The following is a 12,467-nucleotide window of genomic DNA, read 5'->3' on the forward strand; positions in this document are numbered from 1 at the left end:
GGGGGTGAACGGCTTCGGACAACCGTGCCCGGGGCCTGCCGGGGGTGGGCTCACGCGTCGCCGGAGCCCCGGCTTCCGGGGCGCGGGCCGCGGCCGGCCGCCCAGGCGGCGGCCCTCGGGTACGACGCCGTCCTTTCCCGTTGCGCGGGCACCCCGGGCCGGGCACGGTCCCCCGGCCGCAGCCGGTCGGGCTCGCCCAGGACCAGCAGGGGGTCGAACATCAGCACGACCGCGGCGAGGAGCAGGAAGACGGCGGGGCCGACGAGCACGGGCGCGAGGATCGCGGCGGCCGAGTCACCGCCCTGGCCGGAGCCGGCCGCACCGTGCAGATGGACGCTGACGGCGGCCATGCCCGTGTAGTGCATGCCACTGACCGCGACGCCCATGACCAGGCTGGCGCCGAGGCTCGCCAGGAAGCCGTGCACCGATACGGCGGCCCACAGCGCCAGGGTGGCGGCGACGACGGCGATCACCACGGAGAGCGCGACGGTCGGGGTGTCGTACTCGAGACGCCCCTGCAGCCGCATGCCGGCCATCCCCAGGTAGTGCATGGAGGCGACGCCGAGTCCGGTGATCGTGCCGCCCGTGACGAGTGCCATGCCGGTCGCGCCCCGGTATCCGACGATGAAGATCCCGATGCCGACCATGACCACGGCGACGGCGAGGCTGGCGAAGGTGGTGGGTCCGTCGTAGCCGACCGCCGCCTCCTCGACGCTGAACCCCATCATCGCGATGAAATGCATCGTCCAGATGCCGGAGCCTATGGCGGTCGCGCCGAGGGCGAGCCACCCCGGCTTGAAGGAGTTTCCGTTGCGCAGCGACCTGGTGGTGCAGCGCAGGCCGAGCGCCCCGCCGAGGCATGCCATGAGAAACGCCGCCACGGGCGTGACCAGCCCGTAGCTGAATCCGTCCACAGTGCCCTGCATGACCCATGCCCTTCGTCCCGGGTGATCCCCTGCGATCCCTGTAATCCCTTGCGGCTCCTGATGGAACGTCCGGTTCGGGGCGAGGCTACGGCCCGCAAGGGTCCACGCAAACGTCTGAGCAGAGATTTGTCGACACGGAGTCTGACACGAATCGCGTTCCGGGCGGGTGCGTTCACGCTATGGCCATACTTCCCCCGTCACTCGTTGACCGACAGCTGTCACCCTCGGCCCGTCCGTGATCCGCCGACGTGAGGAATCCCCGTGTACCCACGCCCCGTCGCAGCGTTGGCCGCCACCGCCCTCGGATGCAGCGCGCTGCTCGTGCCCGGCGGCGCCACGGGCACCGAGCGGGCCGCCGCACGGCTCTGCGGCCCGCAGGTCATCGCCCACCGCGGCGCGTCCGCCTATGCCCCGGAGAACACCCTCGCGGCGGTCGACCTCGCCCACGAGATGGGCTTCGTCTGGGTCGAGAACGACGTCCAGCGCACCAGGGACGGCGAGCTCGTCGTCGTGCACGACGATTCACTCGCACGGACGACCGACGTGGAACAGCTCTTCCCCGACCGTGCCCCGTGGAAGGTCGGGAACTTCACCGCCGCGGAGATCACGACCCTCGACGCGGGCAGCTGGCGCGGGGCCCAGTGGGCGGGCGCCCGGGTGCCGACGCTCAAGGAGTATCTGAACCGGGTCGACGACAACGGCCAGAAGCTGCTCCTGGAGATCAAGAAGCCCGAGCTCTACCCGGGCATCGAGCAGGACACCCTGCGGGTGCTGGGCGAGGCGGGCTGGCTCGATCCGTGGCATGTCAGGCAGCGGCTGGTCGTCCAGAGCTTCGACGCGCACAGCGTGCGGGCGGTGCACGCGCGGCGGCCCGACATCATCACCGGGTTCCTCGGTACACCGCCGGTCGCGGACCTGACGTCGTACGCGGCGTTCACGGACCAGATCAACCCGTCGCACACCTCGCTGAACGCCGAGTACGTGGCCGCGGTGCACGCGCTCAAGAGCCCGCACGGCACGCCGCTGCGGGTCAGCACCTGGACGGTGAACGACGCGGCGGGCGCGGTGCGCGTGGCGGGGTTCGGGGTGGACGGGATCATCACCAACAACCCGGATGTCGTGCAGGACGCACTGGGCGGGTGCTGCGCGGTCCCGGTACCGGCCCGGCCGGCCCCGGGGCCGGCCCTGGACTGTCAGCGGCCGGTCGTACCGTGGTCCGCATGAACAGCTTCGAGTGGACCACGATCGGCACGGACATCGGGCCGCTGCTGCTCGCCGCGACCGACGAGGGTCTGGTGAGCGTGGTCTTCCATGCCGACGCGGCGGTGCGGAACAAGGCGCTCGAGCGGATTTCGGGCCGTCTCGGCGGGGCGGGGTCCGAGGACCCGGCGGGGCTGCTGGCCGAACCGATACGCCAGCTCACGGCGTACTTCGCGGGCGGCCGACGGGATTTCGACCTGGTCCTGGACTGGTCGCTGTCCGGCGGCTTCAACCGCCAGGTGCTGCGGGAGCTGCGGGAGACCGTGCCCTACGGGACGGTGGTCGGGTACGGGGACCTGGCGGCCCGCGTGGGCCAGCCGCGTGCGGCGCAGGCGGTGGGCGCGGCGATGGGGTCCAATCCGCTGCCGGTCGTGGTGCCGTGCCACCGGGTGGTGGAGACGGCCGGGGGGCTCGGCGGGTTCGGCGGCGGCCTGGAGACCAAGCGGCAGCTGCTGGCACTGGAAGGCGTGCTGCCCCAGCCGCTCTTCTGAGGGACGGTCCCGGCCGCCACCTCAGAGGGGCGGTCCGATGCGCCCGTAAGCCGGTTTCGTACGGGAGTACGGGCTGGCACACTTCGCCAGTGACCATCAGCCCTGACGCACCTGACATACCCGGCGCCGTTGCGGTGACGGCCACCGGGCTGCCCGCGCTGCGCCGACGGATCAACGCCGTTCTGATCGCGAGCCAGATCCTCGGCGGACTCGGTGTCGCGACCGGGGTCGCGCTCGCCACGGTGCTGGCCCAGGAGGTGAGCGGCACCGAGGCGCTGTCCGGTCTGGCCCCGACCGCGACCGTGGCCGGCACCGCGCTGCTGTCGATGCCGCTGGCCGCGCTGATGACGGCCCGCGGCCGGCGCCCCGGGCTGGTCCTCGCGTACCTGATCGGGGCGCTGGGTGCGGGCGTGGTCGTCGTGGCCGCCGTCGTCGGCAGTTTCCCGCTCCTGCTGGTGGGCATGGCCGCGTTCGGCGGAGCCTCGTCGGCGAACCTCCAGGCCCGCTTCGCCGCCGCCGACCTCGCCGAGCCCGAACGGCGCGGCCGGGCCATCTCCACCGTGGTCTGGGCGACCACGATCGGAGCGGTGCTCGGCCCCAACATCGCGGCGCCCGCGGGCCGCAGCGTGTCCGGTCTCGGCATTCCGGCGGCCGCGGGCCCGTTCCTGTGGGCGGCCGGGGTATTCGTCGTCTCGGCGGTACTGGTCCAGATCCTGCTGCGCCCCGACCCGCTGCTGACGGCCCGGGCCCTGTCCCCGGCCGACGGCTCCTCGCAGGGGCGCTCGCTGCGGGCCGGAGTCAAGGCCGTGCGCGACTCGCCCCTGGCCCGGCTCGCTCTGGTCACGGTCGCCGTCTCGCACACCGCGATGGTGTCGATCATGTCGATGACCCCGGTGGCACTCAGTCACCACGGCGCGGACATCCAGCTGATCGGCCTGGTGATCAGCGGCCATATCGCGGGCATGTACGCGTTCTCGCCGCTGATGGGCTGGCTTGCGGACCGCGTCGGGCGACTGTCGGTGATCGGTCTGGCCGCGGGCCTGCTCTGCGCGGCCGCGGTACTGGCCGGCACGGCCGGGCCGAGCCACGCCCGGACCGCGTTCGGCCTGTTCCTGCTGGGCCTGGGCTGGTCGGCGGGCCTGGTGGCCGGCTCGACGCTGCTCACCGACTCCGTGCCTCAGCCGGCCCGGGCGGCGGTCCAGGGCCTGTCGGACCTGACGAGCAACACCGCGGCGGGCCTCGGCGGCGCGGCGGCCGGCCTCATCGTCGCCCAGGCGAGCTACGGCCGGCTGAACCTGATCGGCGCGTGCCTGCTGATCCCGATGGCGGCGCTCACGGTCCGCCGGGCGCTGAAGCGGGACTGAGACGGGGAGCCGCGCCCCGCCCAGCTGCGTGCGTCTGTCGTCGGCGGCCCCGAAGCCGGCCGCATGAGGCATTCGGTGATCTGTCGCCCGGTGCCGATCTCCGGCGCGCCCGGCCACGTGCCGACGAGGACCGCATGGCCGCTCTCGCCGCCGGCGGACCAGGACCGGCGAGGACGCGACAGGGGCCCCGGCGGTGTGCTGTGCCGCCCGCCCTCCCCCGCGAGGCCGCCCGCGTCCGGACCTGGCGGTGTCCGGCGGACGTTTGGGCACGCCGGTCCCGTGCCAGGGATGGGGACATGCTGCTGACCCACATCACCGACGAAGTACGAGAAGCACTGGCCGCACGCCGCCCAGTCGTCGCCCTGGAGTCGACGATCATCGCGCACGGGCTGCCGCGCCCGCGCAATCTGGCCGTCGCCGAAGAGCTTCAGGCGCTGGTACGGGACGGGGGCGCCGTGCCCGCGACCATCGCCGTACTGGACGGACAGGCCCATATCGGCCTGGACAAAGGCCAGTTGGAGCGGATCGCCGGGGACGACGACATACGCAAGCTCGGTCACCGCGACCTTGCGCCGGCGCTTGCGGCCGGGGTGAGCGGGGCGACGACCGTGTCGGCGACGGCGTTCTTGGCGGCGCGCGCCGGGATCCGGGTGTTCGCCACCGGCGGGCTCGGCGGTGTGCACCGCGAATGGACCCAGACGCAGGACGAGTCGGCGGATCTGGGGCTGCTCGCACAGACCCGGATCGCGGTGGTGTGCGCGGGCGTGAAGTCGATCCTGGACGTACCGGCCACCTTGCAGCGTCTCGAAACGCTCGGAGTCGGCGTCCTCGGGTACGGCACCGACCGCTTCCCCGGCTTCTATCTGACCTCGTCCGGCGAGCCGGTCGACTGGACGGTCCGCACGCCCCAGGAGGCGGCGGCGGTGATCCGGGCCCAGGAGGCGCTGGGCGGCCCGGAGTCCGCGCTGATCATCGCCAACCCGGTACCGCGGGAGGAGCAGTTGGATCCGCAACTGCACGACCGGGTCCTCGGCGAGGCCCTCGCCGCGTGCCGGGAGCGGGGCATCACCGGCCAGGCGGTCACCCCCTTCCTCCTCGACCATCTGATGCGGCACACCGAAGGCGCCTCCCTGGAGGCAAATCTGGCGGCGGTGCGCGGCAATGTGCGGCTGGCGGCGCAGATCGCGGCGGCGTACGGATGACGGGCGGCCTTCTCATCGTCGGGGACGTCGTCACCGATGTGGTGGCGCGACACCGCACACCGCTCGTGCGGGGTACGGACACTGCGGCCCGTATCCGCATCCTGCCCGGCGGCGCCGGCGCCAACGTGGGCTGCTGGGCGGCCCATCACGGCTGCCGGGACGTGCGGCTGCTCGCCCGGGTCGGTGACGGCGACCTGGCCTGGCACGCGCAACAGCTACGGGAGGCCGGGGTGCGCCCGCATCTCGTGCCCGACGACGGCGCCCCCACAGGCACGGTCATCGCGCTCGTCGACGCGACCGCCGAGCGGACGTTTCTCACCGACAGCGGCGCGGTGCTGCGCCTGGGAGCCGACGACTGGTCCGCCTCGCTGCTGGACGGAGTCGGCGCACTGCATCTGTCCGGCTATCTCCTGTTCTCGGACACCAGCCGGGCGGTGGCCGCACTGGCGAGGGAGTCTGCGCGGGAGAGGAACATCCCGGTCAGCGTGGACCCCGCCTCGGCGGGCTTCATCGCCGAACTGGGCACCGAGCGCATGCTGTCGGCCCTCGAGGGTGCGGACACCCTCTTCCCCAACGCGGACGAGGCCCGGCTCCTCACCGGACTGCCGGACCCGGCCGACGCGGCGGCCAAGCTGAGCCGCCATGTGCCGCTGACCGTGGTGACACTCGGCGGCCAGGGCGCCCTGGTGGCCGAGTCCGGCCAGGTCACGGCGCGCATTGCGCCGCACCCGACCGACGCGGTGGACACGACCGGCGCGGGCGACGCGTTCACGGGGGCGTTCCTCGCCGCCCGCCTGGCGGGGGCGGACGCCCGTACGGCGGCGCAGGAGGGCTGCCTGGCCGGAGCGCAGGCGGTGACGGTGATCGGCGGCCGGCCGTGAGGGGCACAGGTCAGCGCAGGCCGCCCCATGCGGGGTGGCGGGGATCCTCGGCCCGTACGAGCACATCCGCCGCATCCTGCGGGCCGACCTCCTGCTCGTAGCGGGCGAAGGCGGGGAGCGTCCAGCGTTCCCGCTCGTCCGTGCGGCGCTCGAGTGCGTCGGGTGACAGGCGCAGATGCACGGTCAGGTCGAAGGGGAACCAGTGCCCCAGCAGAAACGGCCCGTGCAGCAACAGCGCTCCGCCGGGCGGGAGTCCGACGTGCGGGGAACGGGTCGCGCGGTCGCTCGCCGGGTCCCACAGGTCGGGCAGCACCCGCCCCGTACCTCCCGCCTCCAGCGGGGCGAAGACCTCCCGCCACAGCGCGCCCGTGTCGAACCAGCCGCTGTAGTACGAGTCCGGGTCCTCGCGCCCGTACTCGTACCGCAGCGACGCGGGCCGCAGAAACCCCTCCGTACCGGCCACCAGCGCCCCGCGCCCGCGCAGCCGCAGCGCGTCCGCGACCCGGTCGGCGAGCTCTCCGGGCCGAGCGGCGGGTGCGCCGTCGATTCCGATGCGCAGCCAGGGGCTGCCGTCCTCGGCCTCGGTCCGAAGGACCCGGTCGGCCAGGGCTTCGGTCAGCCGCTCCCAGGTGATCGCTTCGAGTCGCACACGCCCATCATCGCCCGACCGGCCCCGGGCCGTCCTCGTCGTCACCGGCGAGGCCGGCCGGCCCGCCTCGTGCCGTCAGGCACCCGCAGTCGCAGGGGAGCGCTCAGAGGCCGAGGACGGTCGCGTCCCCCTCCACCTTGACGCGCCCGGCCCGCACCCCGTCGGCCAGCGCCAACTCGCCGCTGCCCAGAGCGATACAGGTGTCGGCGTCGAGGGTGAGGCAGGCGTCCGGAGCGGCGGCCGGACCGTCGCCGTAGTCGGGTCCCTCGCCGTAGCCGGGGCTTCCCAGCCGTACGTGGAAGACGCCTTCGTCGAGCCGCACCTCCACCACGCCCGTGCGCTGCGGTGCGTCCAGTGCGCGCAGCAGCGGGATCGCGAACCAGTGCGCCCGCACGGCGTCGGTGGGCCGGCGCTCGGCGAGCTCGGGCGCGCCCCAGTCCGCCAGTGCCGCGAGCACGGGCAGCAACCGGGCTCCCCGTCGGGTGAGTTCGTACACGGTGGCGGCCGAGGGCGGCGGGAGCCGGCGGCGCGTGGCCAGCCCGTCCCGTTCCATGTCCTTCAGCCGCGACGCCAGGACGTCCGTGCTGACGCCGGGCAGGTCGGCGTGGAGGTCGGTGTAACGGCGGGGGCCGGCCAGCAGCTCGCGGACGACAAGCAGTGTCCAGCGGTCCCCGACGGCGTCGAGCGCGCGGGCGGCGGCGCAGTACTGGTCATAGCTTCGGCGGCGAGTCTGACGGGGCATGCGACGCAGTCTAGACAAGTTGTTGGACTTTCCAAGCTCTCACTTGGTAAAACCAAGTACGTCATTCAGTCCTGGGAGGCCACGGCATGGAGTTCCGGCAGTCGAGCAAGCTCAGCGAGGTCTGCTACGAGATCCGCGGTCCGGTGATAGAGCACGCCAACGCGCTGGAGGAGGCGGGCCACAGCGTCCTGCGCCTCAACACCGGCAACCCGGCGCTCTTCGGCTTCGAGGCGCCCGAGGAGATCGTGCAGGACATGATCCGGATGCTCCCGCAGGCCCACGGCTACACCGACTCGCGAGGCATCCTCTCGGCCCGCCGCGCGGTCGCCCAGCGCTACCAGGAACTCGGCCTGCCCGAGGTGTCGGTCGACGACGTCTTCCTCGGCAACGGCGTCTCCGAGCTGGTCTCCATGGCCGTCCAGGCGCTGCTGGAGGACGGCGACGAAGTCCTCATCCCTGCACCGGACTTCCCGCTGTGGACCGCCGTGACCACACTCGCCGGCGGCAGGGCGGTGCACTACCTGTGCGACGAGGAGTCCGACTGGTACCCGGACCTCGACGACATGACGGCGAAGATCACCGACCGCACGAAGGCCATCGTGATCATCAACCCCAACAACCCCACCGGCGCGGTCTATCCGCGGGAGATCGTCGAGGGCATGCTGGACCTCGCCCGCCGCCACCAGCTGATGGTGTTCGCCGACGAGATCTACGACCAGATCGTGTACGACGACGCCGTCCACCACACCGCGGCCGCGCTCGCCCCGGACCTGGTCGTGCTGACCTTCAGCGGCCTGTCCAAGACGTATCGCGTCGCCGGCTTCCGCTCGGGCTGGCTCGTCGTCTCCGGGCCCAGGCAGCACGCCCGCAGCTATATCGAGGGCCTGACGATGCTCGCCTCGATGCGGCTGTGCGCCAACGCCCCCGCCCAGTACGCCATCCAGGCCGCGCTCGGCGGACGCCAGTCCATCCGGGAGCTGGTCGCGCCCGGCGGCAGGCTCCACGAGCAGCGCGAGCGCGCCTGGGAGAAGCTGAACGAGATCCCCGGCGTCTCCTGCGTCAAGCCCAAGGGCGCGCTGTACGCCTTCCCGCGGCTCGACCCGAAGGTGCATCCGATCCACGACGACGAGAAGTTCGTGCTGGATCTGCTGCTGCGCGAGAAGATCCAGGTCGTACAGGGCACCGGCTTCAACTGGCCGCGCCCCGACCACTTCCGGATCCTGACCCTCCCGTACGCCGACGACCTCGACGCCGCGATCAGCCGCATCGGCCGCTTCCTGAGCGGTTATCGGCAGTGACCTGGAGACATGGGAGCGGGCCCGGGGGCGTAGCCGGCCCCCGAGCCCTGTGATGCCGCCCATGTGGCACGCCGGCACGCTTGAGAGCCCGAGTCAGTCATGATGTCGTCGCGTCCTGCCTTTGGACCACCGCACATCGAGCTGTGCGGGCCGGACTTGAACCGGCAATTCGACGTCCGGAGCCCGGGCCCGGTCGATCCGGCGATCGGCGGCGAATGCTGAGTCTGGAGCAATAGTCTGAGATTGACGGCGGTCTGCCTCTACCGACTTGGGCTACCGCGGCCCGAGAGGGGAAATGCCGCGGGGAGGATTCGAACCTCCACTGGAACCGCACGATCACGACAAGCTTCAGTTTCAGCTTGCGCTCCTCGCGCACCCCGCCCGCACACAGGCGGACGGGGAGTCATTGAGGCTACCCGAACAGGTAGCCGAACACGGCGTCACCCACCCGCTGGTCGGTGACCTCCGCGCCGTTCGCCTCCTCACGTGCGAACTTCACGGCCTGCTGGAGCTTCTCCACGCGGTCCAGAAGCTCGTTCACACGGCGGGCGGGCAGCGCGCCGGAGAACTTCACGGTGGTCCAGTAGCCCACCGGGATGTCCTCGTAGTACACCTCGACCTGCGCCGGGTGCTTCTCGGTCGCCTCGGCCTTCACATGGTTGCGCGGCACCTTCTTCGTCCGCAGCGTCCGCACCGCCTCGGTCTTCCAGGCGTCGGTCGACGGGTCCTGCGTCCATGCCTCCGAGGCGTCCAGCACCGGAAGCTTGCGGACAAAGGTGTTGATGTCGGTGAGCTGCTTCTCGAGGAAGAGCAGATAGGCGACCGGCACATCGCTCACCAGCACGCGCCCGTCCACGCTCACATCGGCGCGCGCCGCGCAGTTGGCCCAGTCCTTCGTGGCGGTCACATCGAACAGCCTGGTCAGGGTCTTCGCCGTCTCGCGCAGCACATCCTCGGCCTTGACCTGCACCCTGGTCGACTCGGGCGGCAGCTGCTCGCCCTCCTCGTCCTTGGGCTGGTACGTACGCGAGATACCGGCGAGCAGCGCCGGCTTCTGCAGCCCGTGATGCGCCGCCGTAAGGTCCTGATGCGCCTTGGACTTGACGCCCTTCTCCACTGCGATGATCTGATTGAGTTTCGCCACGAGGATGAAGTTATCAACACCGATCAGCACTGCTCGAACGATTTATTCAGAGCTCGGGAGTCAGCATCATGTGGACAGCCGTCATCGCGGTCGTAGGCACCTTGCTCGGCTCGGTGGCGACCCACTTCTTCCAACGCCAGACGGCCGAGCGCAGCGCCGCGCTCGCCCGCGCCGAACAGCTGCGCCAGGAAAAGATCTCGGCGTACAGCTCGTTCGCCGATGCGCTCGTGGACTACCGGCGCGGCCAGAACGACCGCTGGCACCGGGCGCAGGACGCGCCGGGCAGCCCCGTGGCGGAGCAGTCCCGTATCGACTCCTACCGTCTGCGCTCCAGCGCCCATCAGGCGCTGATCCGCGTGCAGTTGGTCTGTGACGATCCCGCGGCCCTGGAACTTGCGGCATCCGCCTTCGAGGTCACCAACTGCATGCACGAGGCGCGGAACGAGGACGACCGGGCACAGCGCTCGGAGCAGGCCCGCGAGACGTTGTCCGAGTTCATCGGGGCCGCGGCGCCCGGGGTGCGCTGAGGGGAATCGGAGGACCGGCGTGGGCGCGGGTGTGGACCTGGTGGTCGTCGAGCCGCTGAAGGGCAGACACTGCGCGGAGTGCCGTCGGGGGCCACTCGCGCTGCATGTGCTCGAGTTCAATGCCCCGGTCTGTCTGGACTGCGCGGATCTCGGTCATCTCGTCTATCTGCCACGGGGCTCCGCTGCCCTCACCCGCCGCGCCCGCGAAGCGAGTTCCCTGTGCGCGGTCGTGGTCCGCTTCAACCGGCGACGCAGGCGCTACGAGCGCCAGGGGCTGCTGGTCGAGGAAGAGGCCCTCGCCCGCGCCGAGTCTGCGTGCCTCGCCGATGCCGAGGTCCGGGCCCGCCGCCGGGAGCGGGACGCTCTGCGCCGCGCGGCCGAGGACGTTCGTTTCACCGCCGCACTGACCGCCGAGATCCGGCGGCTGTTTCCCGGCTGCCCGGCCGGGCGGGCAGCCGCGGTCGCCGCGCATGCCTCGGTGCGTGGCAGTGGCCGGGTGGGCCGCACGGCGGCGGGCCGCTCCTTGGACGAGGGAGCGGTGGCCGCCGCGGTGCGGGCTTCCGTCCGGCATCTCGACACCCCGTACGACAGCCTGCTGATGGCAGGAGTCGAGCGCCACGAGGCGCGGGCACGGGTGGCGCCGGAGATCGAGGCGGTGCTGGCGTCCTGGCGTGCCTAGGCCATGTCCCGGCAGGTCTCCCCCGCCGTCAGACGCGCGCCGACTCCTGCGCCGGCCGGAAGCGACGGTAGAGCACCAGGCCGCCGAGCAGCAGGGTGGCACCCGCCGGAACGGCGAACGCCAGCTGGTCGCTGCCGGTGTGGGCGAGGGACCCGCCGGACGAAAGGGGCCCCTCGTCGTCCGTGGCGGACTTCGGCGGATGTGCGGCCTTCGGCGGCGTGGCAGGCGCCGCGGCAGGCGGCTTGCCCGGGACGTTCGCCGACGTGTTGCCGGTGGCGGGGTTGCCGATGCCGACGACGTTGACCGAGTTGCCGCTGACGTTGACCGGCACGTCGATCGGCAGCTGGACGCTGTTGCCGGACAGGACGCCCGGGGAGTTGGACGCTCCGCCGTCGGCCGTGGCGCCGCCGCCGTTGGATGCGGACCCCGCTGTGCTGCTGCCCGCCGTGCCCCCGTTCGCGGCGCTGCCGCTGTTGGAGCCGGCGCCCGCGCCCGAGCCGTTGGCGCATTGGTTGCCGACCGCCGGGTTCAGCACTCCGACGACGTTGGCGGTGTTGCCGCACACGTTGACCGGAACGTTCACCGGAAGCTGCACCGTATTGCCGGACAGCACTCCCGGTGAATCGGACGCGGCGCCATCCGCGTTCGAGTTCGCGTGCGCGTAGCCCGTTGCCATGGCCAGCGCGCCACCCGTGAGCATCACGGTGGCCAGGCCCTTTCGGTGAACCTGCCTCATTGATCCCTGCCTTCAGGAGAAATTCTCGGGACACTCGCCCGCACCGGAATAACGTCACGGGGCCTTCCAGGTTCTGGCGTGAGCGCCATTCACCTCATCGGGTGTGCGAAAAGTCGAACGAGCCGTCGTGGTCCCGAATGTGCTGCTATGACGCGAGCGACCGGCTCGGAGAGCAGTTCGGCGAGTTCGGCGGCGATGGCGGGCACGTCGAGAACGGGCAACCGCGGCTCCGCAGGGGGACCCAGCCGCCGTCCACGGTCGTCCGTACGTCCGAGGGGGCGCCAGGACGTTTCTCTCACGCGGCACAACGGCGCAGCCCGGACCGGCCGCCGCAGTGGATGTCCCCGACCGCGGGCGTCCGGATCACCGTGCGGTGCCGGCTGATCCGGACGGTGATGGTGCTGTGGGTCTCATGGACCTCGGTCACCCGCCGTACGGGCGCGTCGGGGGACAACTAGTCGAGCAGGATGTGCGGTTCGGCCGCCGCCTGCGGGTCGGGCCTGCAGGGTACGGCGCAACAGGAAGCGCCGTTCGGCCTGAATGTCGGCCGCCGTCTGCATGTCGGCGG

General features: G+C 71.9%; 14 protein-coding genes. 8 read left to right on the forward strand and 6 right to left on the reverse strand.

Annotated features, from left to right (window positions below):
- Positions 1–50: 50 nt before the first annotated feature.
- Positions 51–926, reverse strand: a complete 876-nt coding sequence (locus ACFYWI_RS05730) for an MHYT domain-containing protein (RefSeq protein WP_389225635.1) — start codon at positions 924–926, stop codon at positions 51–53.
- A gap of 261 nt (positions 927–1,187) precedes the next feature.
- Here ACFYWI_RS05730 and ACFYWI_RS05735 point away from each other — a divergent pair, with 261 nt between their 5' ends.
- The 5 genes from ACFYWI_RS05735 (at position 1,188) to ACFYWI_RS05755 (ending at position 6,124) form a co-directional block, all read left to right on the forward strand.
- Positions 1,188–2,150: a glycerophosphodiester phosphodiesterase gene (locus ACFYWI_RS05735; protein WP_389225638.1), complete on the forward strand. Its 963-nt coding sequence runs from the start codon at positions 1,188–1,190 to the stop codon at positions 2,148–2,150.
- Positions 2,147–2,677 (forward strand): methylated-DNA--[protein]-cysteine S-methyltransferase, encoded by a 531-nt coding sequence (locus tag ACFYWI_RS05740; RefSeq protein WP_389225641.1) that lies wholly within the window; start codon positions 2,147–2,149, stop codon positions 2,675–2,677. Before ACFYWI_RS05735 ends, ACFYWI_RS05740 begins: the two co-directional genes overlap by 4 nt.
- 89 nt (positions 2,678–2,766) lie before the next feature.
- Positions 2,767–4,041 (forward strand): MFS transporter, encoded by a 1,275-nt coding sequence (locus ACFYWI_RS05745; protein WP_389225644.1) that lies wholly within the window; start codon positions 2,767–2,769, stop codon positions 4,039–4,041.
- 296 nt (positions 4,042–4,337) lie between these two features.
- Entirely contained in the window at positions 4,338–5,243 is a 906-nt protein-coding gene (locus ACFYWI_RS05750) for a pseudouridine-5'-phosphate glycosidase (protein ID WP_389225647.1), read from the forward strand.
- The gene (locus tag ACFYWI_RS05755; protein WP_389225650.1) at positions 5,240–6,124 is read left to right on the forward strand and encodes a carbohydrate kinase family protein; all 885 of its coding nucleotides are present in this window, start codon (positions 5,240–5,242) and stop codon (positions 6,122–6,124) included. The genes ACFYWI_RS05750 and ACFYWI_RS05755 overlap by 4 nt, the downstream gene beginning before the upstream one ends.
- A 10-nt stretch (positions 6,125–6,134) precedes the next feature.
- Here ACFYWI_RS05755 and ACFYWI_RS05760 read toward each other — a convergent pair whose 3' ends face one another.
- Positions 6,135–6,773: a uridine kinase gene (locus tag ACFYWI_RS05760; protein ID WP_389225653.1), complete on the reverse strand. Its 639-nt coding sequence runs from the start codon at positions 6,771–6,773 to the stop codon at positions 6,135–6,137.
- Positions 6,774–6,876: 103 nt separating this feature from the next.
- Positions 6,877–7,515 (reverse strand): winged helix-turn-helix transcriptional regulator, encoded by a 639-nt coding sequence (locus ACFYWI_RS05765; protein WP_389225656.1) that lies wholly within the window; start codon positions 7,513–7,515, stop codon positions 6,877–6,879.
- Positions 7,516–7,601: 86 nt separating this feature from the next.
- On the opposite strand from ACFYWI_RS05765, the gene ACFYWI_RS05770 reads away from it, so the two are divergent.
- Positions 7,602–8,813, forward strand: a complete 1,212-nt coding sequence (locus ACFYWI_RS05770) for a pyridoxal phosphate-dependent aminotransferase (protein WP_389225659.1) — start codon at positions 7,602–7,604, stop codon at positions 8,811–8,813.
- A gap of 412 nt (positions 8,814–9,225) precedes the next feature.
- Here ACFYWI_RS05770 and ACFYWI_RS05775 read toward each other — a convergent pair whose 3' ends face one another.
- The gene (locus tag ACFYWI_RS05775) at positions 9,226–9,957 is read right to left on the reverse strand and encodes a hypothetical protein (protein ID WP_389225662.1); all 732 of its coding nucleotides are present in this window, start codon (positions 9,955–9,957) and stop codon (positions 9,226–9,228) included.
- A gap of 68 nt (positions 9,958–10,025) precedes the next feature.
- Here ACFYWI_RS05775 and ACFYWI_RS05780 point away from each other — a divergent pair, with 68 nt between their 5' ends.
- Together ACFYWI_RS05780 and ACFYWI_RS05785 are read left to right on the forward strand one after the other, a co-directional pair.
- Entirely contained in the window at positions 10,026–10,484 is a 459-nt protein-coding gene (locus ACFYWI_RS05780; protein WP_389225665.1) for a hypothetical protein, read from the forward strand.
- Positions 10,485–10,503: 19 nt separating this feature from the next.
- The gene (locus tag ACFYWI_RS05785; protein WP_389225668.1) at positions 10,504–11,163 is read left to right on the forward strand and encodes a DUF2293 domain-containing protein; all 660 of its coding nucleotides are present in this window, start codon (positions 10,504–10,506) and stop codon (positions 11,161–11,163) included.
- Between the two features lie 28 nt (positions 11,164–11,191).
- Here the strand turns inward: ACFYWI_RS05785 and ACFYWI_RS05790 are convergent, their stop codons facing one another.
- The gene (locus ACFYWI_RS05790) at positions 11,192–11,899 is read right to left on the reverse strand and encodes a chaplin (protein ID WP_389225671.1); all 708 of its coding nucleotides are present in this window, start codon (positions 11,897–11,899) and stop codon (positions 11,192–11,194) included.
- 295 nt (positions 11,900–12,194) lie between these two features.
- Entirely contained in the window at positions 12,195–12,353 is a 159-nt protein-coding gene (locus ACFYWI_RS05795) for a hypothetical protein (RefSeq protein WP_389225674.1), read from the reverse strand.
- Positions 12,354–12,467 lie beyond the last annotated feature (114 nt).

This window comes from Streptomyces sp. NPDC002889, from assembly GCF_042888425.1.
In the GTDB taxonomy this organism is placed as follows: domain Bacteria; phylum Actinomycetota; class Actinomycetes; order Streptomycetales; family Streptomycetaceae; genus Streptomyces.